Origin of the sequence: Flagellimonas taeanensis (assembly GCF_003584105.1) — a bacterium.
GTDB classification, from domain to species: Bacteria; Bacteroidota; Bacteroidia; order Flavobacteriales; family Flavobacteriaceae; genus Flagellimonas; species Flagellimonas taeanensis.
Genome location: NZ_QXFO01000005.1, coordinates 126,081 through 152,468 on the forward strand (window position 1 = coordinate 126,081; position 26,388 = coordinate 152,468).

At 45.5% G+C, this 26,388-nt stretch carries 26 protein-coding genes; 8 read left to right on the forward strand and 18 right to left on the reverse strand.

Translation table 11 applies throughout. The annotated features are described in order from the left end of the window. Nucleotides 1-10: 10 nt before the first annotated feature. Together ftsH and rsfS are read right to left on the reverse strand one after the other, a co-directional pair. Nucleotides 11-1,972 carry an ATP-dependent zinc metalloprotease FtsH gene (ftsH, locus tag D2V93_RS00675; protein WP_119617976.1) on the reverse strand — a complete coding sequence of 654 codons (1,962 nt, stop codon included), beginning with the start codon at nt 1,970-1,972 and terminating at the stop codon, nt 11-13. 5 nt (nt 1,973-1,977) lie between these two features. Beyond that, on the reverse strand, nt 1,978-2,355 hold the full coding sequence (rsfS, locus tag D2V93_RS00680; RefSeq protein WP_072879541.1) for a ribosome silencing factor: 378 nt from the start codon (nt 2,353-2,355) through the stop codon (nt 1,978-1,980). Between the two features lie 82 nt (nt 2,356-2,437). Between rsfS and D2V93_RS00685 the strand changes: the two genes are divergently transcribed. Further along, on the forward strand, nt 2,438-3,184 hold the full coding sequence (locus tag D2V93_RS00685) for a biotin--[acetyl-CoA-carboxylase] ligase (protein ID WP_119617977.1): 747 nt from the start codon (nt 2,438-2,440) through the stop codon (nt 3,182-3,184). 103 nt (nt 3,185-3,287) lie between these two features. On the opposite strand, the gene D2V93_RS00690 is transcribed toward D2V93_RS00685, so the two are convergent. Together D2V93_RS00690 and pyrE are read right to left on the reverse strand one after the other, a co-directional pair. Further along, a complete protein-coding gene (locus D2V93_RS00690) occupies nt 3,288-3,680 on the reverse strand; it encodes an SRPBCC family protein (RefSeq protein ID WP_119617978.1) in 393 nt (130 codons plus the stop codon). 9 nt (nt 3,681-3,689) lie between these two features. Continuing rightward, on the reverse strand, nt 3,690-4,328 hold the full coding sequence (pyrE, locus tag D2V93_RS00695; protein WP_072879547.1) for an orotate phosphoribosyltransferase: 639 nt from the start codon (nt 4,326-4,328) through the stop codon (nt 3,690-3,692). Between the two features lie 7 nt (nt 4,329-4,335). Between pyrE and D2V93_RS00700 the strand changes: the two genes are divergently transcribed. Further along, nucleotides 4,336-4,935, forward strand: a complete 600-nt coding sequence (locus D2V93_RS00700) for an NUDIX hydrolase (protein WP_119617979.1) — start codon at nt 4,336-4,338, stop codon at nt 4,933-4,935. Here the strand turns inward: D2V93_RS00700 and D2V93_RS00705 are convergent. The 5 genes from D2V93_RS00705 to D2V93_RS00725 form a co-directional block, all read right to left on the reverse strand. Then, nucleotides 4,925-6,700 (reverse strand): M14 family metallopeptidase, encoded by a 1,776-nt coding sequence (locus tag D2V93_RS00705; RefSeq protein WP_119617980.1) that lies wholly within the window; start codon nt 6,698-6,700, stop codon nt 4,925-4,927. The genes D2V93_RS00700 and D2V93_RS00705 overlap by 11 nt on opposite strands. Before the next feature lie 77 nt (nt 6,701-6,777). Further along, nucleotides 6,778-7,191 carry a response regulator gene (locus tag D2V93_RS00710; RefSeq protein ID WP_072879553.1) on the reverse strand — a complete coding sequence of 138 codons (414 nt, stop codon included), beginning with the start codon at nt 7,189-7,191 and terminating at the stop codon, nt 6,778-6,780. Then, entirely contained in the window at nt 7,175-8,968 is a 1,794-nt protein-coding gene (locus tag D2V93_RS00715; RefSeq protein ID WP_245978026.1) for a PAS domain-containing sensor histidine kinase, read from the reverse strand. Before D2V93_RS00715 ends, D2V93_RS00710 begins: the two co-directional genes overlap by 17 nt. Before the next feature lie 223 nt (nt 8,969-9,191). Next, on the reverse strand, nt 9,192-9,650 hold the full coding sequence (gene coaD, locus D2V93_RS00720; RefSeq protein ID WP_119617982.1) for a pantetheine-phosphate adenylyltransferase: 459 nt from the start codon (nt 9,648-9,650) through the stop codon (nt 9,192-9,194). A gap of 32 nt (nt 9,651-9,682) precedes the next feature. Continuing rightward, nucleotides 9,683-10,657, reverse strand: coding sequence for a D-alanine--D-alanine ligase (locus D2V93_RS00725; protein ID WP_119617983.1), 975 nt, complete (start codon nt 10,655-10,657; stop codon nt 9,683-9,685). Nucleotides 10,658-10,737: 80 nt separating this feature from the next. Between D2V93_RS00725 and D2V93_RS00730 the strand changes: the two genes are divergently transcribed. The 6 genes from D2V93_RS00730 to D2V93_RS18580 all read left to right on the forward strand — a co-directional run bounded on the left by D2V93_RS00730 (nt 10,738) and on the right by D2V93_RS18580 (nt 16,990). After that, nucleotides 10,738-11,325 (forward strand): PASTA domain-containing protein, encoded by a 588-nt coding sequence (locus D2V93_RS00730; RefSeq protein ID WP_072879561.1) that lies wholly within the window; start codon nt 10,738-10,740, stop codon nt 11,323-11,325. A 2-nt stretch (nt 11,326-11,327) separates the two neighbouring features. Beyond that, a complete protein-coding gene (locus D2V93_RS00735) occupies nt 11,328-12,356 on the forward strand; it encodes an RluA family pseudouridine synthase (RefSeq protein WP_072879563.1) in 1,029 nt (342 codons plus the stop codon). A 164-nt stretch (nt 12,357-12,520) separates the two neighbouring features. Then, on the forward strand, nt 12,521-13,282 hold the full coding sequence (gene yaaA, locus D2V93_RS00740) for a peroxide stress protein YaaA (protein ID WP_119617984.1): 762 nt from the start codon (nt 12,521-12,523) through the stop codon (nt 13,280-13,282). Nucleotides 13,283-13,456: 174 nt separating this feature from the next. After that, complete coding sequence (locus D2V93_RS00745) at nt 13,457-16,003, forward strand: phosphoenolpyruvate carboxylase (protein ID WP_119617985.1); 2,547 nt, start codon at nt 13,457-13,459, stop codon at nt 16,001-16,003. Nucleotides 16,004-16,014: 11 nt separating this feature from the next. Next, nucleotides 16,015-16,725, forward strand: a complete 711-nt coding sequence (locus D2V93_RS00750; protein WP_090336667.1) for a uracil-DNA glycosylase family protein — start codon at nt 16,015-16,017, stop codon at nt 16,723-16,725. 94 nt (nt 16,726-16,819) lie between these two features. Beyond that, a complete protein-coding gene (locus D2V93_RS18580) occupies nt 16,820-16,990 on the forward strand; it encodes a hypothetical protein (protein WP_177190117.1) in 171 nt (56 codons plus the stop codon). Between the two features lie 68 nt (nt 16,991-17,058). Here the strand turns inward: D2V93_RS18580 and D2V93_RS00755 are convergent, their stop codons facing one another. The 9 genes from D2V93_RS00755 to D2V93_RS00795 all read right to left on the reverse strand — a co-directional run bounded on the left by D2V93_RS00755 (nt 17,059) and on the right by D2V93_RS00795 (nt 26,355). After that, complete coding sequence (locus D2V93_RS00755; RefSeq protein ID WP_119617986.1) at nt 17,059-18,555, reverse strand: M20/M25/M40 family metallo-hydrolase; 1,497 nt, start codon at nt 18,553-18,555, stop codon at nt 17,059-17,061. Between the two features lie 34 nt (nt 18,556-18,589). Next, a complete protein-coding gene (gene trpA / locus D2V93_RS00760; RefSeq protein ID WP_119617987.1) occupies nt 18,590-19,351 on the reverse strand; it encodes a tryptophan synthase subunit alpha in 762 nt (253 codons plus the stop codon). An 81-nt stretch (nt 19,352-19,432) separates the two neighbouring features. Next, nucleotides 19,433-20,614: a tryptophan synthase subunit beta gene (gene trpB, locus D2V93_RS00765; RefSeq protein WP_119617988.1), complete on the reverse strand. Its 1,182-nt coding sequence runs from the start codon at nt 20,612-20,614 to the stop codon at nt 19,433-19,435. A gap of 2 nt (nt 20,615-20,616) precedes the next feature. Next, a complete protein-coding gene (locus D2V93_RS00770; protein ID WP_119617989.1) occupies nt 20,617-21,309 on the reverse strand; it encodes a phosphoribosylanthranilate isomerase in 693 nt (230 codons plus the stop codon). Between the two features lie 151 nt (nt 21,310-21,460). Then, nucleotides 21,461-22,246, reverse strand: a complete 786-nt coding sequence (gene trpC / locus D2V93_RS00775; protein ID WP_119617990.1) for an indole-3-glycerol phosphate synthase TrpC — start codon at nt 22,244-22,246, stop codon at nt 21,461-21,463. Nucleotides 22,247-22,447: 201 nt separating this feature from the next. Continuing rightward, nucleotides 22,448-23,443, reverse strand: a complete 996-nt coding sequence (gene trpD / locus D2V93_RS00780) for an anthranilate phosphoribosyltransferase (protein WP_119617991.1) — start codon at nt 23,441-23,443, stop codon at nt 22,448-22,450. 134 nt (nt 23,444-23,577) lie between these two features. After that, nucleotides 23,578-24,144 carry an anthranilate synthase component II gene (locus tag D2V93_RS00785; RefSeq protein ID WP_119617992.1) on the reverse strand — a complete coding sequence of 189 codons (567 nt, stop codon included), beginning with the start codon at nt 24,142-24,144 and terminating at the stop codon, nt 23,578-23,580. Nucleotides 24,145-24,146: 2 nt separating this feature from the next. Then, on the reverse strand, nt 24,147-25,544 hold the full coding sequence (locus tag D2V93_RS00790) for an anthranilate synthase component I family protein (protein WP_119617993.1): 1,398 nt from the start codon (nt 25,542-25,544) through the stop codon (nt 24,147-24,149). Nucleotides 25,545-25,782: 238 nt separating this feature from the next. Then, nucleotides 25,783-26,355: a YceI family protein gene (locus tag D2V93_RS00795; protein WP_119617994.1), complete on the reverse strand. Its 573-nt coding sequence runs from the start codon at nt 26,353-26,355 to the stop codon at nt 25,783-25,785. Between the last annotated feature and the right edge of the window lie 33 nt (nt 26,356-26,388).

Here is a 26,388-nt window from a genome sequence, read left to right on the forward strand (position 1 = left end):
AGTTTGAACGCTATTGATCGTCCAGCTTATCGGCAGGTTCCAGTTTCTCCTCCTCTTTTTCAAAAGGCCTTCTGCCAAAAATCTTTTCCAAATCGTCCTTAAAGATAACTTCTTTTTCCAAAAGCCTGTCAGCAAGCTCGGTAAGTTTGTCCTTATTGTCGGCCAATAATTTAATGGCTCTTTGGTATTGCTCTTCTATCATTTTGGAAATTTCCTGATCGATCCGTTGGGCGGTCTCCTCGCTATATGGCTTGGTAAACCCATATTCGTTCTGGCCGGATGAATCGTAATAGGTAATGTTCCCCAGTTTGTCGTTGAGACCATATATGGTGACCATGGCCCTGGCCTGTTTGGTCACTTTTTCCAAATCGCTCAAAGCTCCTGTGGAAATCTTATCGAAGATGACCTTCTCAGCGGCCCTTCCTCCCATGGTGGCACACATTTCGTCCAACATCTGTTCCGGACGAACGATCAAGCGCTCTTCGGGTAGGTACCAAGCTGCTCCCAACGATTGTCCGCGTGGAACTATGGTGACCTTCACCAAAGGTGCGGCATGCTCCAACATCCAGCTTACGGTGGCGTGACCGGCTTCGTGGTATGCAATGGTCTTTTTCTCTTCGGGGGTAATGATTTTGTTCTTTTTCTCCAAACCACCGACAATCCTGTCCACGGCGTCGAGGAAATCCTGCTTGGTCACCGCCTTTTTCTCTTTACGGGCAGCAATAAGGGCAGCCTCGTTACATACGTTGGCGATGTCAGCACCTGAGAAACCTGGGGTCTGTTTGGCCAAAAAGTCCAAGTCCAATGTCTCCGCGGTCTTGATGGGGCGCAAGTGCACCTCAAAAATCTCTTTTCTTTCGTTTAGATCGGGAAGGTCCACATAAATCTGACGGTCAAAACGTCCGGCACGCATCAAGGCTTTGTCCAATACATCGGCACGGTTGGTGGCGGCCAATACGATGACGTTGGTATTGGTTCCGAAACCATCCATCTCGGTGAGCAATTGGTTCAAGGTGTTCTCGCGCTCATCGTTGGAGCCTGTAAAGTTGTTCTTGCCCCTGGCACGTCCAATGGCATCTATCTCATCAATGAAGATGATGGCAGGTGACTTGTCCTTGGCCTGTTTGAAGAGGTCACGTACCCTAGAGGCACCAACACCCACGAACATTTCCACGAAATCGGAACCGGACAGTGAGAAGAAGGGCACTTTGGCCTCTCCGGCCACGGCCTTGGCCAAAAGGGTCTTACCTGTTCCCGGAGGTCCTACCAAAAGGGCTCCCTTGGGTATTTTTCCTCCGAGAGAGGTGTATTTATCAGGGTTTTTAAGGAATTCCACAATCTCTTGCACTTCTTCCTTGGCACCCTCCAATCCAGCCACATCCTTAAAGGATGTGCGGGTATCGGTCTTTTCATCAAATAGTTTGGCCTTGGATTTTCCGATGTTGAAGATCTGTCCTCCGGCACCTCCCCCGGCACCTCCTGACATCCTACGCATCAAATAGATCCAAATGGCAATAATCAGCGCAAAAGGTAACAAGGACAGCAATAGATCGCCCAGGACATTGGATTCGGTGTCGAATTCCACAATGGTGTCCAGGTTGTTCTCTTTCTTGATCTCCGTGATCTCGTTCTGGAAAATCTGTAGGTCCCCATAGTCCAGGATATACTGTGGCATTAAACTGGAGGAAGGGAAAAGGGGTTTTTTGGCCACACCCTTGTGCACATCTTTGTTGAGGGCCTCTTCGGTGAGATACACCTTGGCCTGTCGGGTATTAGTGATGATGACGATCTTGGAGATGTCACCATTGCGTAAAAATTCCTGTAGTTCTGAAGTCGTGGTTTTCTCGGTACTGGAGAAACTACTTCCTCCAAAGAACTGGAAGCCTATGATCAGGGCGATGACCACGCCGTATATCCACCACGAACTGAAACGGGGTTTCTTAGGGGTATTTGGATTGTTTTCTTTTGCCATTTTTTTTAAGAATTGTAGCTGCTCTCCACCATCGTTACCTTGGCATCTCCCCAAAGTCCTTCAATGTCGTAGAATTCCCTGATGTGTTTTTGAAATACATGAACCACCACATTTACATAGTCCATCAATACCCATTCTGCGTTTTCGGAACCTTCAATGTGCCAAGGCTTGTCTTGGATGGCCTTGCTTACGGTTTTTTGGATAGAGGAAACAATTGCATTGACATGCGTGTTGGAAGTACCGTTGCAGATTATGAAGTAGTCACAAACTGTGTTTTCGATTTCCCTTAGGTCCAGTAGATTGATATCAACCCCCTTTACGTCTTCTATCCCGTGCAAAATCAAGGCAATCAGTTCATCTGCGCTGGCTTTCGTTTTCTGCATTCAAAAATTTTAGTTTTTACAAAGTTATATTTTTTTTGTTTTCTTAGCCTTAGTTTTTAACAAATCGATAAGGCGTACCACATTGGGAGAACATACTCGGATAATCAAACTTGATGCCACGGATTCCACGAACGTATTCTTAAAGGAACTGTTACAGTCTTCCGGCCCATTGGAAGATTACACTACCATAGTGGCCACCAAACAACTTAAGGGTAGGGGACAGATGGGTTCTGCTTGGGAATCTGAAGGAGGTAAAAATTTGACATTCAGTGTTTTAAAGTGCTTTGATTCGTTGCGGGCAGAGCAGCAGTTTTTGTTGAACATAGGGGTGTCATTAGCGGTCTGCGATGCTTTGGAGGCGTATGAAATACCCAATTTGAAGGTGAAATGGCCCAACGACATTATGTCAGGTTCCTTTAAAATCTGCGGCATTTTGATCGAGAATGCCCTAAAAGGGCAGTGGGTGCAACATTCGATCATTGGGATTGGGCTGAACGTGAACCAAGAACGTTTTGAAAATCTGGACAGGGCGGCCTCCCTAAAATCCATTACTGGCCATTTTTATGATCTGGACGGACTTCTGAACCAAATCCTGGAAAAATTACAGGGGCATTTGGATGTTATGGAAGGGAAAACGATGGCCCAACTTTTGCCAAGCTATGAAAAACATCTGTTCAGGAAGGACAAACCTTCCACTTTTACCGATGCCGATGGCGAACTGTTCATGGGATTCATCCGTGGGGTATCATCCACGGGCAAGCTCGTTGTGGAACTTGAAGATCGAATCTTCAAGGAATTTGACCTGAAGGAGGTGACTTTGCTCTACTGAATTGTTGTTTGGTTTCAGGGACTTGGCACTTCCCTTTTTTGAACTTGATGTTTGAACTTGAATGAAACACTGTCAGATGTCACTGATCTGCCTTCAACTTCTATTACATTTTGCCCAAGTTTTTGGAAAGGGTCTCCATGAAATTGGTGATGGGCGATTTGATCATCATGGCCATCATGGCATTGAACTGACCTTCGAAACTCAATCCGACCTCACTTTCATTTTCACCCAAAGAGGTAATGTCCGCAGTCAGGGTAAAGGGCAGTTTATCACTGGCAGCGCCCAAGACCACTTTGTTGTTGGGGCTTTGCTCCTTCAACCTAAGAACGATTTCCGGCATGCCCTTTAGGGCAAATTTGAAGGTGTTTTCATCCAGAACCTCAAACTTGTCGATGTTGTCTGGCATCAGGGTCTCAAAGTTTTTGATGTCCGTGAGGAAGTCAAATATGTCCTTATCGTTCTTGGATACTTTCTTTTTGGAGGTCTCTATGTGCATGGTGTTCGTTTATTTCCATTCCTGTGGATTGGATCTCCACTCCAACAGGGTCTTCAGTTGTGATTCTTTGATGTAATGGGTCTCGGAGGCCTGTTCCACCAAGTGTTCGTAGTCGGAGAGGGTGTGCAGTTCCACACCTTCCTGTTCAAAATTGGTGGTGGCCACAGGGAAGCCATAAGTGAATATGGCCAACATGCCCTTCACTTTGGCATTTTGGTCTTTAAGGGCCTTAACGGCATTGAGGCTACTTTTTCCGGTGCTGATGAGGTCTTCGATGACCACAACGGATTGGCCGGATTCAAATTGGCCTTCAATTTGGTTTTGACGCCCATGGGATTTGGGTTCGGGCCTCACATAGATGAAGGGAAGTCCTAAGGCTTCGGCCACCAAAATACCTATTCCGATGGCACCTGTGGCCACACCGGCGATGACGTCGGGCTTTCCGTAGAGGTTTTCCACTTGTTTGGCCATTTCCTCTCTCACAAAATTCCGGATTTCCGGGTAGGAGAGCATAATCCTGTTGTCGCAATAAATTGGGGATTTCCACCCAGATGCCCATGTAAAGGGATTTTCGGGTTCCAACTTTATTGCATTAATTTGTAAAAGCAGCTCTGCTGTCTTTTTAGCAATTCCCTTATCTAAAACCATTGCGCAAATGTATGAAGTTTTTGTTAATGAGTCCCCACTGATCTTAACAAACGAGCGCCCAGAAAAGTCCAACGGCAACCTGTTCTCCATGGATGGGGATTCCATAATGGAGGCCATTGAGCTTTTGTCCAAAAAAAAATTGAAAAAGGCCTACCTGTACCATCCGGATGGGGATAGGATACTCAAACTTTTCATGCACAAGATACCTGTGGTGGTCGCAGGTGGTGGTTTCGTGGTGAACCCAAAGGGAAAGGTGCTTTTCATCCATCGAAATGGAAAATGGGACCTGCCCAAGGGAAAGGTGGACAAAGGGGAATCCATTGAAAATGCCGCTATCCGTGAAGTAGAAGAGGAGACCGGGGTGAAAGGCTTGGTGATTGAAAAATTTCTGCGCACCACCTACCATGTTTTCAAACGGAATGGGGAATACCAATTGAAACAGACCCATTGGTTTTTGATGTCCACTGACTACAATGGGAAATTGGTCGCCGAGAAGGCCGAAGGTATCAAAAAGGTGAAATGGAAAGGCCCTGAAAAAGCAGCGAAGGCCCTTAAAAATTCATACAACAATATCAGGATATTGTTTGACGATCCATTTATTTCCTAGCCAATATGCCAGAAGCCTCACTGCCCTTTGCCACCCTGTACACGGGGTAGGAGAGATAGGCTTCCTCCAGATGCACGGAACGTTGGAAAATCCAATCCAGTTGTGCGTACCAGTTGTTCGCAAAATTGAGGTCCAGTTTCTTTTTGGTCTCAAAATTTTGGCGCAGAATGGAATCTTTCTGTAGCATCTCCAAGGCAACATCTTCAAAGACATAGGGCGAAAAACCTTCTTTCTGCTGAAGGAAGGTGTCAAAGAAGTTCCAGTTGAAAAAGGAGTCCACGGCATGTGGTTCCAAGGTTTCCAAAAGGTACCTTATGCCCGGTTGACGGGTGGGGACTACAAAATCTCCTGGTTTAAAAGTGACTTTTTTGGTCGTTTTTTCAACTTTGGTATTGTAGTGCAGGTAATGGCCCTCATATGGAGTGTTTCGGGTATCGTATTCCAATATGGTGTAGGTCTCCACGGTGAGCGTAGTGTCCTTGTCCAATTTGAAATATTGGATCTTGTTGGCATCCAATCTCTCCATCACCTTTTGTTGGCTTTGCCTTATGATGTAGGCATCGGGAACGGGAACAGTGTCGGTGGGGTAATATTGGTCCTGATATACCACTTCTTTGGTGAAGGGTCTTGTTCGGTCATATTTTAACCGTGGAAGTCCGGTCACCTCGCTCGTAAACCGTTCTGCTTCGTATCCTTTAAACTGGAGTGTGGAACTTTGCGTGGTGTCCACCTGCCAGTTCAGGTAATATTCGGCAAGGTCCAAGTTTTTTTCCAAGGTCTCCTTGCGCAGGTTCTTTATGTTTTCATGTTCTTTTTCCACCACGGCGATCAAGCTTTCCATGATCTCGTATGTGCCATCCACCCTTTGTTTGTAAGGTTTCAGCATGTGGGTTTCCACCATCAGTCCCAAGGTGCTCCAAAGTGTGGTATAGCCAGTGGAATATCTGGGATGGTCTATAAATTGGCTAAACCCGAATTCTGGAGGCATGTTGAAAACGTTGACATAGGGCGTAATGTCCCAATCTTTTTCCGCCAACGATTTTTCTATACCGGGCATGAAAGAATTGTAGAGATATTCCCCAAGATCTCCGCCCAATTTGTTGTGCTGGGTGAACAAATGGGTCAGTATGTATTGGTAATCGGCACCATTGCTCACATGGTTGTCTATGAATACATCGGGCTTTACCAAATGGAAGATGTCCGCGAAGGTCTTGGCGTTCTTGGAGTCCATTTTGATGAAGTCCCTGTTCAGGTCATAGTTGAGGGCATTTCCCCGGAAGCCATATTCCAAAGGCCCATTTTGGTTGGCCCTGGTGGTCGAGTTCCTATTGAGTGCCCCTCCAATGTTGTAGATGGGTATGGTGACCAATACCGTTTTTTCCGGTGCCGGTACATTCTTGGTGGCCAGGTCCCTGTAGAGCATCATGGTGGCATCGATGCCATCGCTTTCCCCAGGGTGTATGCCGTTGTTGATGAGGATGATCGATTTTTCTTTTCTGATATTCTCAAAATTGAAGTCCCCATCCGGATTGAAGGTCACCATGTGCAAAGGTTGCCCACTGTCCGTTTTTCCAATGGTATGTATGTTTATCTGTGGAAAGTCACGCGCCAATCTTATGTAGAAATCGATGGTTTCTGCATAGGTGGCGGTCTCTTTCTCACCCGATGCTTCGTAAATGGTCTGGTATGAGGTTTCCTTGTTCTGTGTTTTGGTCTCACAGGATAAGAATAGGAGCAGGACTGTAAAAAAGAGGATGTGTTTCAAGGTGCCACGTATTTGTTATAAGTAGAGCCAAAAAGAAATTGACCTTTTTGCAGTCCCAAAAATAACGAATTATCTGCTTATGAGGCCATATCGATGTTGTCCAAATCGCTGGTCTCAATTTTGAATATGGGCTTGTTCTTAAAATTGAGGGTATGTGGACACTTGTCCTTGAACTCGTTCCACTTTTGGTAGTCAAGGGGATCAATGGAAGAGGTGATCATGTTGATGATAATGCGCTCCTTGATGTCCAGGCCTATCAATTCTTCCAGAAAGTCCCAACCGTCCATGATGGGCATGTTGATGTCCAAAAAAATCACCTCGGGGATGCTCTGTTCGTGCTCTGTCCTTTCCTTAAGGGCATCAAAGGCTTCCTTGCCGTTCTGGAAAATTTGCACATCATCGCAAATGGCCACAGGTTTCAATACCTTTTTGATGCCAAATACGGTTATAGGGTCATCGTCCACAATAAAAATACTACTTACTTTCTTCATTGAAATATACGTTGAAGGTAGCGCCTTTGTCCACTTCACTGTTAACTGTTATACTTCCGCCCATGGCCTCTATCTGGTTCTTTATGATGTAAAGGCCGATGCCTTTGGCGTCCTTCCTATTATGGAACGTTTTGTACATCCCAAATATTTTATCGCCGTATCTCTCAAGGTCTATTCCCAGACCATTGTCCGATACGCTGAAAATTAATGTTTTGTCCCTTTTTTTTGCATCCATGGTGATGACAGGGCTTCTTTCGGGGCTGCTGTATTTTACCGCATTGGTCACCAAGTTCAGGATGATGCTGTCCAAGTAGGCGGGAACGCTCCACACGATCATATCCTGTGGGATGTTGTTGATGATCTTCACTTTGTTCTTCTCCAGGAAAGCGGAAAGGTTTTTTCGCACTTTATCAATGCTTTCGTTCAAGTTGAGCGGTTGTTTGCTCAGGGTCACATTGGTGTTGATGTCCACTACTTGGTTGAGGTTTTCCAAGGTCTCCAACAAACTGTCGGATGCCTGGTTGAGCATGTTCATGATATGGGCCTTTTCTGCTTCGTTCTGTTCTTCGGACAAAAATTTCAACAACATGGAAAAGTTTGCCGAGTGCGAGCGCAGGTTGTGCGATACGATATGGGCAAAATTGATGAGTTTTTTGTTCTGGACAGAGGTGATGTTGATCAAATTTCTCAACTGATCCTCCTTTTTCTTCATGGCGGTAATGTCCATGCCTATGCCTATAAGACCACTGATCTTTCCTTCCAGGTCGAAGAGGGGTATCTTGGATGTAAGGAAATTAGTGATTTTTCCATCTTTCTTGATGTTGATGGTCTCCTTTCCCAACATTGGCTTTAAGGTTCTGATGACCTCAAGGTCTTCTTCCCGTGATATTTTTGCGACTTCCTTTTCGTACAGGTCAAAATCGGTTTTGCCAATGAGTTCCTTGGTACTTTTTCCCAAATAGTCGCATTCGGCCTTGTTCACCAATATCTTTCTGGAATCCAAATCCTTGACGAACACGTTCAACGGTAGGTTATCAATGAGGGCGGTCAGTAATTGTTGGTGGTGCTTTATCCGGGTTTCTGAAGTGACTTGTTCGTTGATGTCCTGAAAGGTCCCGAGCAATTTAACGATCTTTCCGTTCTCGCGAATAGGTTTTCCAGTGGCACTCACCCATTTTTCTTGCCCGTTTTGGGTAATGATGGTCAATTTTTTATTGAAGGGTGTCCCTTCATTGATGGCACTGTGGAACAGCATCGATATTTTGTTGCGGCTGTACCCCTGTTTGTAAAAGGCAATGGCATCTGCCACATTTGGTTTATAGGATAGGGGCACATTGTGGATTTTTTTGGTCTCGTCGCACCAGAAAAGCTCCTCTGTGGCTAGGGTATACTCCCAACAACCTACTTGGGACACCTCGGATTTGATCTTTAGTATGTTGTTGGTCTTTTCAAGCTCCATTTCCTTTTCCACCTCACGGGAAATATCATCGGTCTGTATAATGGACCCAATCACATTTTCCTTTTCATCGAACCATGGGGCAAAGGTGCTCTCGAACCAATTCTCCTCCATTTTATTTTCGATACCGTGCCTGAAGGAAAATGATTTGCTCTCTTGCAACTTTTGTTTCAGTAGACCACTTTCTCCGTAGAGGTGAAAGATATTGACCTCCGAACAGTCTTTTGGATTGACCCCAAAAACATCCAGCCATGAATCGGAGGCATCCACTACCGTGCCATCCAATGCCACAAGGGCCGTGGCTTTGGGTAACTGTTTCAATAAGTAATGTTGGGCAATTCTCTCGACTGCTTTCAAAACTCGGGGGTGTTAGGGAAACTTTATGCTATTAAGAAATTTCTGACCAATGTAAGTGTATTGCATCAGCTTACTCATTTATTGTTGTGAAAGGGTCGAAAAATGTTGTTTTCTTGACAAATGTCAATAATTGTGGCAAATTTTCCGGACAACAATATGAAAAGAAAGAAAGTGCGGGATGGAAATATCAGAAATTGGCCACAACAGTGTCGGGAACCAAACCTGTGTAATCTCCCCCGTTGCGAATAACGTCCCTTACTATGGAGGAGCTTATGTAGGATTTTCCTGATGATGTCAACAAGAACACGGTCTCTATTTCGGACAGTTTTCGATTAGTGTGCGCTATGGCCTTCTCAAACTCAAAATCGGCAGGGTTGCGAAGCCCCCTCAGAATAAAGGTCGCCCCTATTTTTTTACAGAAATCCACGGTCATGCCCTCATAGGTCATCACCTTGATCTTGGGTTCGTCCTTGAAGGCTTCCTCTATGAACTTCGTGCGTTCCTCCAAAGAGAACATGTATTTTTTGTCGGCATTGATTCCAATGGCGATCACCAACTCATCAAAGAGCGTAACACCCCTTTTTATGATGTCGTAATGCCCTAGGGTAAGGGGGTCAAAGGAACCGGGGAACACTGCACGTCTCATGGTTGAAAGGTTTTATCCAAAAATACGGTTTTCTATCGTAAGGCCTCTTCAATGGCACTATCAAACAAGGTTTCCAAGGAAATCCCTGACACGCCGGCCTGTTGGGGCAGTAAGCTCTCTTCAGTAAGTCCCGGTGTGGTGTTGACCTCCAAAAGATGGGGCACATCCCCGATAAAGATGAATTCACTTCGCGTAAAGCCTTTCAGTCCCAAGGTCCTATAGATGAACTCTGCCAATTTCCTCACGTTGGTCTCCTGTGCGGCCGATATGCGGGCTGGTGTGATTTCCTGTGATTTTCCCATGTACTTGGCCTCAAAATCAAAAAAATCGTTCTCGGAGACTATTTCGGTAATGGGCAATACGGTCACTTCGCCCTTGTAGGTGATCACGCCCACGGATACTTCGGTACCATCCAAAAAAGATTCAATGATCACTTGGCTGTCCTCTTTGAAAGCCGCGTCTATGGCCCCCGCCAGTTCATCCTTTTGGTACACTTTGGAAATCCCGTAGCTGCTGCCGGACCGATTGGCCTTTACAAAACAAGGGAGTCCCACTTTTTCCACAATGGCCGCCTCGTCCACGGCCTGCCCCTTGTTCAGGTAATAGGAAGTGGCGCAGGGCACACCATAGGGTTTCAACGTGCTCAGCAAGTCCCTTTTGTTAAAGGTGAGGGCCGATTCGTAATGGTTGCAGGAGGTATGGGGAATGCCCAGCAGTTCAAAATAGGCCTGCAACAATCCATCCTCACCTGGAGTGCCGTGGATGGCATTGAAAACACAGTCAAAATGGATTTTAGTGCCATTGGGTCGGATGCTGAAATCTGCCTTGTCCACTGGGAACTCTTCGTTGGAAGCGTCAAGATAGACCCATTTTTCCCTACTGATCACGATTCGGTAGGTATTGTATTTTTGGGCATCCAAAAATTTGTGCACCACGTTGCCGCTCTTGATGGAAATATTGTATTCACTGGAGTGGCCGCCCATAATAATGGCAATGTTCTTTTTCATCTGCTTTTCAAAATATCGCTTTGCCAAAGTAAAGAAAAAAGGGAAGGCTTTCCTATATTTGTTCCGATAAGGTTTTCTGCATGAAAAATTTTTTGGAGTTCTTGAAAAGTAAAACGTTCCTCATCCAGTTGGGACTGGCCGTGGTGGCCATAGTTGTGATTGTTTTTGCCACCTTGCAATGGCTCAAAGGCACGACCAACCACGGTGAGTTTGTAGAGGTTCCGGATTTTTCAAAAATGTCGGTCGCAGAAATGCGAAAAGCAGTTGAGGAAGCAGGGTTGCGCTATCAGGTGCTAGACTCGTCCGAATACAATCCCGATTATCCGAGATTTTCCATTTTGGACCAGAACCCACCCGCGGGCAACAAGGTAAAGTCCAATAGGAAAATTTATTTTACGGTGAACCCATCCGGGTACAAAAAAGTGAGCGTACCCGATATCATCCAAGTCACCCAACGCAACGCAACGGCTATGCTCAGAGCCGTGGGATTGGACGTGGAACGGGTGACCTACATAGACCAACTGGGCAAGGACATGGTCTACAATATGAAGTTCAAAGGGAAATACGTAAAGCCAGGTGACAAGTTGCCCAAGACTTCCAGGATCGAACTGATCTGTGGGAACGGGACCATACCCGAAAGTGCACGTGTACAGGCAGATTCCCAATAATCATGGATATCGAGGACAACCAAGAACTCTCCCAAGACGAACTTTTTGAGCATTACAGGTTCGTGGCCTCCAAAGGGCAGGAACCACTCCGTGTGGACAAATTCTTGATGAACTTTATAGAGAATGCCACCCGTAACAAGATCCAACAGGCGGCCAAGCAGGGCCATATCTGGGTCAACGGCACCACAGTAAAGCAAAACTATAAGGTAAAAGCCGGGGATGAGGTAAAGGTCATGTTCGAGCACCCTCCCTATGAATTTCTGTTGACCCCAGAGAACATTCCATTGGATATTGTCTATGAGGACGATTCCCTTTTGGTGGTGAACAAGCCGGCAGGTATGGTGGTCCATCCGGGGCATGGCAATTATTCAGGTACACTTATCAATGCATTGGTGTACCATTTTGAAAACCTGCCCAACAATAGCTCGGAAAGGCCGGGATTGGTCCACCGTATCGATAAGGACACTTCGGGATTGTTGGTCATCGCCAAAACGGAAAGGGCCATGACCCATTTGGCACAGCAATTTTTTGACAAGAGCAGCGAACGGGAATACGTGGCACTGGTCTGGGGCAATGTGGAAGAAGACGAAGGAACTGTTGAGGGGCACATTGGGCGAAACCCCAAGAACCGTTTGCAGATGATGGTCTATCCCAATGGGGAGGATGGCAAGGAAGCCGTGACCCATTACAAGGTGCTGGAGCGGTTTGGCTATGTTACCCTGATCTCGTGTCGATTGGAAACGGGCAGGACCCACCAGATACGGGTACACATGAAATATATTGGGCATACGCTTTTCAATGATGAACGCTACGGTGGGGAAAAGATATTGAAAGGGACCACTTTTACCAAGTACAAGCAGTTTGTGGAAAACGCCTTCAAGGTATTGCCCAGACAGGCATTGCACGCCAAGACCCTGGGCTTTGAACATCCCGTGACGGGAGAGTTCATGCGGTTCAACACCGAATTGCCGGAAGACATGGTCAACTGTATCGAAAAATGGCGCGGATATGCCAAACACCACGAATCATAGTTTCTTTCAATCTTAAGATTGAAAACACCTTTTGCGTATCTTTCCATTAAATCCAATCCTTCATTATTTTTACCAAAAATTGAGGTATATGGAATGAGCCATGACCATTCTTGATGCCCATCAAAATGTTCAGGCGAGTTTTAAAAACAGTAAAATTAGAACACATGAAAATTGTTGTATCCCCGGCCAAGTCGCTCGATTTTGAAACGGCATTGCCCACATCGAAATATAGCCAGCCACAGTTTTTGGAGGAAGCCCAAAAGTTGAACGGGGTCCTGAAAAATAAAAAACCAAAGGCACTCTCCCAGTTGATGTCCATTTCCGATAATCTGGCCCAACTGAACTGGGAGCGCAACCAACAGTTCGAGCCCCCTTTCACCCCAGAAAATGCCAGACCGGCCGTATATGCCTTCAATGGCGATGTGTACCAAGGCCTTGATGCCTATACCATTCCGGAGAAAAAATTGGACCAATTACAGGACACACTCCGGATTTTGTCCGGTCTTTATGGAGTTTTGAAGCCTTTGGACCTGATCCAGCCCTATCGATTGGAAATGGGGACTCAATTGAAGGTGGGCCGCAAAAAAAACCTGCACGAGTTTTGGAAAAAACAGCTCACCGACCACCTGAACGCCGAGTTGGAGGATGGCGAACTATTCATCAATCTGGCGAGCAACGAATATTTTGGGGCAGTCGATGAGAAAAAACTGAAGGTGCCCGTGATCACACCCATTTTTAAGGATTGGAAGGACGACAAGCTAAAGGTCATCAGTTTCTTCGCCAAGAAAGCCAGGGGGTCCATGGTGCGCTATATCCTGGACACCGATGCCAAGACCTTGGAGGACATCAAAGGTTTTGATCGTGATGACTATACGTTCAGCCAGGAGCATACCCAAAAACCCAACGAGCCGGTTTTTGTGCGGTAATTTTTTGGGAAAAACTGCCAGATTTCCTATGTTTTGGAAAAATGGGGTGTGCTGTTACGTTTATGGGACACATGCCCTAAATTGTGATACATTCAAATTTGACCCAAAGATTATGCTATAATCACGATCTTTGGGGACATCGTTCAACATACAAACACTAACACCGAAAAATCCATGCAGCAGTCCAGACGGTTAGAAGAGTTCAAAAAGTCGGTCACCAACAAGTTCAATATATACAACAGCCTTTTCTTGAGCTTGCCGTATAAGAATATTGAAAATGTGGGGATCCTCATTCCCGTTTTGCTCGATCAGTGCGAAAGGGGACTCAGGGAAGGCAAGGACCCCAAAGAGATTTTGGAGGTCTTTTTCACCAACTTCGCCAATATCAAGGACGAAAGGGAACGCCTGGATTTTATGTTCCGCATCATCCAATACGTGGAACGTCAGGTGGTGCTCTATGATAGTGTGGAAGATTCTGCCTTTCCCCAGCTCCAAAAATACAGCAACTCGCTCACCATTAAGGATTACTTTGAATTGGTGAACCGCACCAAGAATTGGGACAAGGTTTCCAAAAAACTGTCCACCTTCAGTGCACGGATCGTTTTGACGGCACACCCCACACAGTTCTATACCCCCGCTGTTTTGGACATTATCGCCGAGCTGCGTTCGCTCATAGACGAGGACAGGATCTATGACATCGATGTGACCCTTCAGCAGTTGGGGCTCACCTCGTTGATCAATGCCAAAAAGCCGACCCCTTTGGACGAGGCCAAGAACATCATCTACATCCTCCGAAATACCTATTACAATGCCGTTGGTGAGCTGTACCAATATGTGAAAAGTAATATCAAGGACGAGGACTTTGAGAACTACAACATCATCAAACTGGGCTTTTGGCCAGGTGGGGACCGTGACGGGAACCCTTATGTTACGGCGGACATTACCCGAAAAGTGGCCGATGAACTAAGGCTCACCTTGATGAAATGTTATTATAACGAATTGAAGGAACTCCGAAAAAAACTCACTTTCAAGGGCATGCAGGACGACCTCACTAAACTGAGCGACAAACTCTACAAGGCAATGTTCGATCCCACGGTTCCCATAACCTATGCGGAGATCATTGGGCATCTGGAGGACATCAGGGAAAAACTGATAGCGGATTACCACGGATTGTACCTGGACCTTTTGGATAGTTTCACGGACAAGGTACATATCTTCAAGACCCATTTTGCCACTTTGGATATCCGTCAGGACCATAGCAAACATAAATTGGTGGTGGAAACGGTGTTAAAAAAGGAAGGAGCCATCAAAGAAAATTTGGAAGAACTGAAGGAAAAGGACCTAGTGAAGTGGTTGCTCCAAAAAAACCTAAAGTTGGATGCCGCTGATTTTGATGATGAAATCGTGAAAGATACCATTGCCAATATCCAACAGCTGAAGGAAATACAGAAAACGAACGGGGAAGATGGATGCAATCGGTACATCATCAGCAATTCTGAGGATATTTTTGCCGTATTGTTCGTCTTCGGATTGTTCAGATGGTGCGGTTGGGACGAGAAGGACATCACCTTTGACATTGTTCCCCTTTTTGAGACCATGAAAGGGATGGAAGTGTCCGAAGAAGTCATGCAGACCCTTTTTGACATTCCGCAGTATCGAAAGCATCTGGAGAAACGAAACGAAATGCATACCATCATGCTCGGATTTTCCGATGGTACCAAGGATGGGGGCTATTTGAAGGCCAACTGGTCCATATTGAAGACCAAGGAAACACTGAGCAAGGTCTGTAAGAAGAACGGGATCAAGGCCATTTTCTTTGACGGAAGGGGAGGACCACCAGCAAGGGGAGGGGGCAAGACCCACAGGTTCTATGCCGCTCAGACCAAAGATGTGGCCAACCATGAGATCCAATTGACCATCCAAGGGCAGACCATAACCAGTACCTATGGCACCAAGGAACAATTCAAGCACAACTCTGAACAGTTGCTCACCGCAGGGCTCAGCAACAATATTTTTGGAAAGGAGCTTGTCATAACCGCTGCGCAGCGTAAACTGATCGAGGAACTCTCGGATTTGAGTTTTGATAAATACGATGCACTGAAGCAGCATGAAAAGTTCATTCCATATTTGGAGCACCGCAGTACCTTGAAATATTACACCAAAGCGAACATTGGCAGTAGGCCGGGCAAGAGGGGCAACAAGGCAAAACTGACCCTGTCGGACCTTAGGGCCATCTCCTTTGTGGGATCCTGGAGCCAGTTGAAACAGAACGTGCCCGGATATTTCGGTCTTGGAACGGCCATTCAGCAACTCAAGAACGAAGGAAGGCTCAACGAGGTCAAGAAGTTGTACAAGGAAGTCCCCTTTTTCAGGGCATTGATGCACAACAGTATGATGTCCTTGGCCAAGACCAACTTTAACCTGACCAGTTACATGAAGGACGATCCCGAATTTGGGGAGTTTTGGCACATACTCCATCAAGAGTTCCAACTTTCCAAGAAAATGCTCCTCCAGATTTCCGGGCTCAAGATCTTGATGGAAGATGAGGAGGTATCAAGGGAATCGGTAAAGATCAGGGAAAAAATAGTGCTGCCCCTTTTGGTGATCCAGCAGAATGCCCTGTATCACATTACACAGGATTCGGAATTCAAGGAACTGTACGAAAAGATAGTGACACGTTCTCTCTACGGGAACATCAACGCTAGTAGGAACTCGGCGTAGGGCAAAAAAGGCTGGTGGATAAACCATTCAAACATACACACCCCTACGAACCTTTTTTATTCCCAGAGGTCACCAAATTGATTGTGGGAACCTTGCCGCCGCCCCGCTTCACTACGGGTGATCTCAAAAAAGAAGATGTCGATTTCTGTTATGGGAGCTGCAATGGGATGCTTTGGCCCATTTTGGATCGAATCTTTGAACTAGGGTTAAAGTATGAGACCACGTTTGAGGCCATTTCGCAGCGGGAAACATTCCTCCGTAAGCACAAAATTGGGGTCTGTGATATTGTTGCAAGTGCCGAACGGACCAAAATTGATGCCTCCGATCTTGGGATGCAAAATGTGGAACTTCGGGATTTGGTCGGATACCTCAAGAAATATGCGAACATCCATACGATTCTCTTTATGGGAGGCAACAGCAAGAACGGCCCGGAATATTTCTTTCGAAGACAACTGAAGGAACATGACCTGAAATTGGATGTGGTGAATGATGAAGTGCCGCGGGTCCATCAATTTGAATTGCCAACGGATTTAAGTCCAATGTCGGTTCGAGCGCAGTCGAGAACCATAAAAACCGTATCCCTGACCGCTCCTTCGGGTACTGCCAATCGTGCAGTGGGAAGTTTACAGGCCTACAAAGACCTCAAGGCTATAAATCCTGAATTCAATACGTTGGATTTCAGAGTGATGCAGTACCGTGCTTTTTTTGAAAATGACCAATAAACCCGATTTTTTAGAACTTTTACGATTTGGTTAAGACAATTTTAAATCCCTTTCTACGTATATACTTAAATCACAAAACCTAAAATTCAAAAAAATGAAATCAATCCATAAATTGATCGGAATCATTTTCGTTGTTATGCTTATGGCTTCATGTTCTGCGCACATCCATGCCAACAAGAATGGTATTCCTCCAGGACAGGCCAAAAAAATAACCGGGGCAAAGAGTGCAAAGGCATATGCTCCTGGTCAGCAAAAGAAAAACTAGTGTTTGGACAGATTCAAATAAAAAAGGCCCATATATATGGGCCTTTTTGTTTTTTCAAGTTACCATTTTTAGCTTTTTGGAGTCGATAGAATACCATAGAACATCTTGATGCCATAGGCCAACTGGCCAATCTTTACATTTTCGTTCGGACTGTGTTGGTTGTTGTCGGGGTTGACCATCGGGACGATAAAGGCGGGAATCTTCAGTTCATTGATAAAAGGGGCAATAGGGACTGTTCCGCCCATGGTGCGTATCTGTACCACATTGGAACCGAAGGTGTTTTTTAAGGTCTCTGTCAAGAATAGACCATAAGGGTTGTCCAGTTCTGTGCGGAACGCATCGGTGACGCTCCCTTCTTTGACGGTGACTATTTTGTCATACTGCATGCGTTCTTCTTTGGAGGGTTCGTGGTCCAACACTTTGAAGCCTTGTTGGGCAATATGGTCCTTCACCAATTTTTTCAAGCGGTTTCCGTCGGTTTCAACTACCAGACGAAGGTCCAGTTCGGCGGTGGCACTCTCGGGAACAATGGTCCTGGCCTTTTCCCCGATCCATCCGGAACCCAGCCCACGGATGTTCAAAGAGGGATACTGCAATGCTTCCTGGTAAAAACCGCCTACTTTTTCCGCTGATCGGAACTGTAGTTTTTCAGCAATCTCTTCATCGCTGTCAGGAACACTTTTCAAGATTTCCTTGGTGGCCTCGTCAAGGGTAATCCCATCATAGTACCCGGGAATGGTCACTTTGCCATCGGCATCCTTCATGCTGGCCAACAATTGGGCCAATTGGAAGCCAGGGTTAGGGGCGTAGTTTCCATAATGGCCACTGTGTTGCGGTTTAATGGGACCATAGGTGGTCAGGGAAAGTGTAGTGATGCCCCTGCAGCCATATACGATGGTCGGTACGCCAGTGGCATGCACGGGACCGTCCACGATCATCAGAAAGTCGGCCTCCAACAGTTCGCGGTACTGTTTTACGGCTTTGGGCAAGGGTTTACTGCTCTTCTCCTCCTCACTGTCCAAGATGACCTTTACATTGAACGGGATATCCTTTCCATCATTTTTTAATAGGTCGAAAGTGTTCAACAAGGTCACAATGGGTGATTTATCATCCGAAGTGGAGCGACCGAACAAGCGCCAATCGTAATTGATATCCTCCCCCAGTTCATCAAAAGGGACTGTGGTGAAGCTATCGCCTTCAGGCATTTTCAGCACCATTTTATAAGGGTCGGGTTGGTCCCATTTGCTAGGGTCCACCGACTGCCCATCCAAGTGCATGTAGATCAAGACCGTGGGTTTTTCATTGTCCACCGGGGTGGCAGCAAAGAACAATGGAAGTCCATCCGTATCCAAAACAGCAGTGTTGAATCCGCGCTCCCCGAACTTTCGTTTCAACCACATGATATTCCTGTCAATATCATCAGGGTTCAAGGCATCGTTGGGGATGGCAATGAACTCCTGAAGCTCGTTGATGGCATCGGCCACTTGGGATTTTACGGCAACATCATCTTGGGCAAAAAGGGAAAATGAAAGTATAAGGGAAAGGAACGAAATGATTTTTCTCATGGGACAAAATAGGGTTCATTATAAAAGTTGAAATTTAACGAATTTGACCCACAAAATCACTGATTCCGTCCACCCCATTTTGTGTTAAATGTTTGATGAAGGCCGAACCAATGATAGCTCCCTTTGTCTTGGCGGTGGCCTGTTGGAAGGTCTGTGCATTACTGATCCCGAACCCGACAATTTGCGGATTTTTTAAATTCATTCCTGCAATGCGTTCAAAATAAGAAGCTTGCTCCGTACCGAAACCTTCCTTGGCCCCGGTAGTGCTAGCGGAACTCACCATGTAAATGAAGCCTTCAGAAGCATCATCGATTGCTTTGATACGAGTATCACTGGTCTGTGGGGTAATCAAAAATACATTGATCAAACCGTGTCTTTTGAAAATGGTTTCATATTCTTCTTGATACACGTCAAGGGGCAAATCAGGAAGAATGAGCCCATCGATGCCTATTTCCTCACACTTTTGGCAAAAGGTCTCAACACCATATTGCAACACAGGATTGAAATAGCCCATCAAAATCAGCGGAATGGAAACCGATTTACGGATATCCTTTAATTGCTCAAAGAGCAAAGTTGTGGTCATCCCATTTTTAAGTGCTGCGGTAGAACTTGCTTGGATGGTAGGACCATCGGCCAAGGGATCACTGAAGGGCAATCCGATCTCGATTAGATCAACACCGCTCTTTTCCAGATCTTGGATGATTTTTACCGTATCGTTCAAAGCAGGGTAACCTGCGGTAAAATATATGGATAGGATTTTTTTGTCCTCCTGTAGTTTTTGTTTGATTCTATTCATCATGATATGTTGTGTCTAATCCCCCTTTGAAGGGGGTACGGGGGATGTGAAAACACCCCTGAAGTCCCCTCAAGGGGACAGTTATAAATTAAAATAATCGATATAATTCTGTAAATCCTTATCCCCACGGCCTGAAAGGTTCACCACCACCACATCATTTTCCTTAAACTTCCGATCTTTAAAAATGGCCAAGGCGTGTGAGGACTCAATAGCTGGAATGATACCCTCCAATTTACACAGATCCAATCCGGCTTTCATGGCTTCATCATCCGTAATGGAAATGAATTCCCCGCGACCCGAAGTGTATAAATGGGCATGCAAGGGTCCTACACCGGGGTAATCCAATCCCGCGGAAATGGAGTAGGGTTCCGTGATCTGTCCGTCCGGGGTCTGCATCAACAGCGTTTTGCTCCCGTGGATGATGCCTACTTTGCCCAAGGCAGAAGTAGCGGCACTTTCCCCGGAATGGATGCCTTTTCCTGCCGCTTCCACGGCAATGATGCCCACTTCGGGAGTATCCAGAAAATGATAGAAAGCTCCGGCGGCATTACTGCCACCCCCTACACAAGCCACCACAAAATCCGGGTTTTCACGGCCCTCTTTTTCCAACAATTGGGATTTTACCTCTTCAGAAATGACCGATTGAAATCGGGCCACCATATCAGGATACGGGTGTGGCCCCACGACCGAACCGATAATGTAATGGGTATCTACAGGGTTATTGATCCAATCACGGATGGCCTCGTTGGTGGCATCCTTAAGTGTTTTACTGCCCGAAGTGGCAGGCCGTACCTCAGCGCCCAACATTTTCATTCGGGCCACATTGGGGGCCTGACGGGCAATGTCTATTTCACCCATATACACCACGCACTCAATACCCATGAGGGCACAAACGGTTGCTGTGGCCACCCCATGCTGACCTGCACCGGTCTCGGCAATGATACGGTGTTTGCCCAACCTTTTTGCCATTAAGATCTGTCCGATGGTATTGTTGACTTTGTGCGCACCGGTATGGCAAAGATCTTCCCGTTTCAGGTAAATCTTGGTGTTATACTTTCTGGATAGGCGTTCCGCAAAATATAAGGGCGTTGGCCGGCCCACATAATCCTTCAGCAATTGATGGAATTCTTCCTGAAAGGAAGGTTCGGCCATAATCTGGAGATAGTTTTGCCGTAGTTCCTCACAATTGGGATACAACATTTCAGGGATGAATGCCCCTCCAAATTCCCCGTAATAGCCTCTTTCATCAGCGTGATAGCTCATAATCAGTTGTCAGTTTTAAGTTGTAAGTCGTCAGTGAGTTCATTGATGAATGTTTTCAATGACGGTATGTCTTTTAGTCCGGGCTCGATTTCTAATTTGCTGTTCACATCTATGGCGAAGCAATATTGTGAAGCCGGACTGTTCAAAAATGCTTTCAATTTATCCACAGAATCCAATCCGATTCCCCCACTTAAAAAAAAAGGTTTGGTGGAGGGATAGCGTTCCAAAACGGACCAATCAAAAGTGTATCCGTTGCCACCGGGCAGTCTTCCCTTGGTGTCGAAAAGAAAATAATCGCAAACGGATTCGTAATTCTTCAATATTGAAAAATCAAAATCATCCTTAATGGAAAAGACTTTGATGATTTCCAACCCGTCACCCCGAACTTGTTTCGGGGTCCCATCCTTTTGAGATGCTGAAACGAGTTCAGCATGACGAAGATTGCTGCAATATTCAACACTTTCCTTGCCATGAAGTTGAACCGCATCTAAATGATGATGTGCAACTTTTACCATAACCTCTTCCACGGAAGCATCCACGAACACCCCTACTTTTTTAATGGATTTCGGGAACGTGGGCATGTCTCCCCCAAAATACCGTGAGGAAGGCTCCCAGAAAATGAAACCCAGGTAGTCGGGGTGCAGTTGTGCCACCTCTATGGGGTTTTGGTTCATGCCACAAACTTTTAGTTTCATTTTATTCTTCTTGGTTATTTCTCACTTAGATTTCGACTGCGCTCAATCTTACATTTCGAAATAACATTATTTTTCCTTGCTGGTCATTTCGAACGAATGTGAGAAATCTTCATTTAGATTTCTCAATCGCTTCGCTCATTTCGAAATGACATCATTTATTTAATTCATTAATAAATGCTTTGGCACCGACGCCAGGATTATCTGTTTTCATGAAATTCTCGCCGATCAAAAAGCCTTTGTACCCAAATTCTCTTAACCCCTGAATGGCTTCAATGGAACTGATACCACTTTCGGACACTTTTACAAAGTCATCTGGAATCTGTTCCGATAGGGTTTTACTGGTATCCAAACTTACCTCGAAGGTTTTCAGGTTTCTGTTGTTCACGCCCAACATATCCAGACTGGGCATGATGGATTTATGGAGTTCCTCTTCGTTGTGGACTTCCAACAAAACATCCAATCCCATACTTTTGGCGGTTTCAGAAAACGTTTTAATCTCCTCTCGAGATAAAATGGCCGCAATCAACAAAATCACATCGGCTCCATAAGCCCTGGCTTCCACAATCTGGTACTCATCTATGATGAATTCTTTCCGCAAAAGTGGAATGTTCACGGATGCCCGCGCCAGAACCAAATCATCCAACGAACCACCGAAATATTTTCCATCCGTTAATACAGAAATGCCACAAACGCCAGCGTCGGCATAGCCCTTGGCCACATCCTGCACGTTCAGGTTTTGGTTTATGACCGATTTGGATGGGGAACGCCTTTTGTGCTCGGCAATAATGCCCGTATTACTTTTCCGCAGGGAGGCAGCCAAGGAAACTGAAGTACGTTCCATCATCACCGAAGCTTCCAATTGGGGAAGGGTGATCAAGGATTTTTTCAAATCGACCTCTTTGCGTTTGTCGGCAACTATTTTATCTAATATGTTCATTTATTTTTTATGATAATGAGATGCTGAAACGAGTTCAGCATGACGTCTTTTTTTACTTTGTCATTCTGAACGAAGTGAAGAATCTCTTTTTGGATTATTGTCTTCCTTCAACTCTGCTCAGGAAACTTCAGCATCATATTTTAGTCATTCTGAACGAAGTGAAGAATCTATTAAATTCTCTCGACTGCGCTCGAGATGGCACTAATTTTCACTCAATTTTTGCAACTTTTTCAACGCCTCCAATCCTTTTCCGCCCAATAGTGATTCTTTGGCCTTTTCAAATCCTTCTTTTGGCGTAATCCCCTTCACGGTGGCAATGGCAATGCCTGCATTGGCACAGACCACATTGTTCTGGGCCTCGGTGCCTCTTCCTTGTAGTACGTTCATAAAGATTTGGGCAGATTCGGAAATGTCCTCTCCACCTGTAATCTCTTCTTGGGTTACTTTTTCTACCCCAAAATCCGCTGGGGTCAACATGGCCTCTGAATTATTGGAGATGGTCTTCGTGTCTCCCGTCAAGGAAATTTCATCATAACCATCCAAGGCATGGAGTACTGTGAATTTTTTATCGGTATTTTGATAAAGGTAGCCATACATCCGTGCCAATTCCAGATTGAAAACACCTACCATCTGGTTTTTTGGAAAAGCGGGGTTCACCATGGGCCCCAACATATTAAAAAAGGTCTTTACCGCCAGTTCCTTTCTTATAGGGCCTACGTTCTTCATGGCAGGGTGGAAGAGGGGTGCGTGCAGCACACAAATACCTGCTTCCTCGATGGACTTTTTCAGGAAATCGGCATCATTACTAAATTTGATGCCCAAAAATTCCATGACATTGCTACTTCCACATTTGGAAGAAACTCCGTAGTTGCCGTGTTTGGTGACGGGAATTCCTGCTCCGGCCGTTACAAAAGAGGCCAAAGTGGAAATGTTGAAGGTATCTTTGCCATCACCCCCGGTTCCGCAGAGATCGATGGGGTCGTAATCCGATAGGTTCACAGCCAAGCAAAGGTCCAAAAGGGCGTCGCGGAATCCTTCCAACTCTTCAATGGTGATGCTCCGCATCATATACACGGTAAGGAATGCAGCAATCTGGGAGGTATTGTAATCCCCTTTGGCAATGTTTACCAATACCTGTTTGGCCTCTTCCTTGGGCAATATTTCGTGATTGATCAGTTTGTTTAAAGTCTCTTTCATTTCAGTATTTTGTCATTCCACATGGATGCTGACCGGAGTCGAAGCATGATGTGGAGTCTTTTATTCAATTAGGTTTATTTGGATTCCTGCTTTCCCTTCGGCTACGCTCAGGGTACTGCAGGAATCACATATTACTAGCTATTCAACCAATTTTTAAGCATTTGTTTTCCTTCTGGGGTCAAAACAGATTCAGGGTGAAACTGTACTGCGGTCACATCATATTCCTTATGTCGAAGCGACATGATCTGCCCGTTTTCATCCACCGAGGTGATTTCCAGTACTTCGGGAACGTTGGGATCTACCACCCAGGAATGGTATCTTCCCACCTGAAGGTTTTTTGGCATTCCCTTGAAAATGGGGTCGTCTTTCGTCACCGTGATGGTAGTTGAAACACCGTGATATACTTTGTCCAGGTTTATCAAGGTGCCACCAAACACTTCACCGATGGCCTGCAGTCCTAGGCAGACGCCAAAAATTCTTTTGGTAGGGGCATAGGTTCTGATGATGTCCTTCAAAAGACCTGCCTCATCTGGAATACCTGGGCCGGGGGACAACACAATGTATTGGAACGGTTCCACTTCATCCAACGTAAGCTGATCGTTCCGTTTTACGGTGACCTCGCAATCCAAATCCTCCAGATAGTGCACCAAATTGTAGGTGAAGCTATCGTAATTGTCTATCATTAAAATCTTCCTTCCCATGGTTAGATTGTTTCGGCAATTTCAAGGGCTTTGTTCAAAGCGCCCAGTTTGTTATAGGTTTCTTGTAGCTCGTCTTCGGCGTTAGATGCGGCAACCAACCCGGCTCCTGCCTGATAGTGCAGTTCATGGTTTTTACTCAAAAAGGTACGGATCATGATGGCGTGGTTAAAGTTGCCTTCAAAATCCATGAACCCGATGGCCCCACCATAATAGGATCTACTGGTTTTTTCATATTTTTCAATGAGTTGCATGGCCATGTGCTTGGGTGCGCCGCTCAAAGTTCCTGCCGGGAAAGTATCGGCCACCACTTTCATGGTGCTGATGTCCTTCTTTTTTTGCCCGGTGACCTTGGATACCAAATGGATGACGTGCGAGAAGTATTGCACTTCACGATAGGTTTCCACATTGACGGTATTTCCATTTCGGCTGAGGTCGTTTCGGGCCAGATCTACCAGCATCACATGTTCGCTGTTCTCCTTATCGTCTTGGGCCAATTGTTTGGCGAGCTCGGCATCCTTTTCATCATTCCCGGTACGTTTGTAGGTGCCGGCAATGGGATGGATCTCGGCTTTGCCATTCTTCACGATCAATTGTGCCTCGGGCGAGCTACCAAATATTTTAAAGTTGCCATAATCAAAATAGAAGAGGTAAGGGGAGGGGTTGATGGAACGTAGGGCACGGTATACATTGAATTCATCCCCCTTGAATTTTTGCGTGAACCTCCTTGATAAAACCAATTGAAATACATCCCCACGTTGGCAATGTTTTTTGGCGAGTTCCACATGGTCCATATACTCTTCATCCTTTAGATTGGATTTGGGCTCCCCATCCTTGTTAAAATTGTAAGAGGAAAAGGTGCGTATGTTGAAAAGCTGCTCAATTTCATCCACATTACTTTCTGAATCATAGCAATGGGCAAAAAGATAGGCTTCGTTCTTAAAATGGTTGATGGCAATGATGTTCTTGTACACTGCATAATAGATATCGGGTATGCTTACGGAATCGTCTTTTTTTGAAATCTCGATGTCTTCAAAATACCGTACCGCATCATAGGCCATATAGCCAAACAGGCCATTGTTGATGAACTTGAAACCGTTTTGGGTCACCGAAAACTGTTTGGCAAAGTTGTGGATGACTTCGGTCACATCCGTTTCAGAACCAATGGGGGTCTCTACTTTTTTACCATCGGGAAATTGTTGGGTAATGGTCTCGTTCTCCACTTTGATATAGGCAATGGGATTGCAGCAGATGTACGAGAAACTGTTGTCATTGGCATGATAATCGCTACTTTCCAGCAAAATGCTGTTCGGGAACTTGTCCCTTACCTTAAGGTAGACACTCACCGGGGTGATGGTGTCCGCCAAGATTTTTTTGTAATGTGTTTCTAAAGTATATTTCATTTTGTCCTAAAAAAGAAAAAGGCTTGTCGTGATGACAAGCCTCTTGTATGGTTATAATGGGGACTTAGCTCACGACGTTTGAAGTAAGTTGTTCCACCACCAATTATTTGCTGTTCTAGTATTCATTGCCTCAAATATAGGGAGGAATTTTTAACGGGCAAACATTGTTTTGTGTAAAATCAAAAATCCCGCCCAAGAATTTCCTGAACGGGATTTTCACACACTAAACATGGGCTGGCTACATCTGTAGGTCAACTACCAAATCAAACTCGTCATAGATCAATTTGTCCTTGGCGGTACCAATGATTCCGGAACCGTATTTTACATCATAGTTGGTCCTGTCCACTTTCAAAGAGGCTGTGGCCTTGTCACCGTAAACGGATACATCAAAAGTTACAGGTTTGGTTGTGCCTTTAATGGTAAGGTCGCCGGTAACTGCATACGAGTTTTTGCCGGTAGCTTTCACTTTAGTGAACACCAATTTGGCAGTGGGGTGTTTTTCGATGCCAAAAAAGTCGTCAGAACCCAAGTGGCCATCCAACTTGTTTTTGTAATCGCCTTCCAAGTCAGTAGTGTTGATGCTGGTCATATCCACCACGAATTCACCACCTACCAATTTTTCACCATCAAACTCTAGGGCACCTGATTTTAGGGAAATAGTTCCTGTGTGGGAACCCCCAACTTTGTAGCCCTTCCAGGTTACGTTGCTTTCGGAAGTCTTCACTTCTTTGGTTTCTTTTTTGATCGGGTTTGCAACTGCAGAAGCTCCAAAAAGGGTAACTAGGGCTAAACTTAAGATTGTCTTTTTCATGATTGTTTTAAAATTTCTGTTTTTAATTGTTAT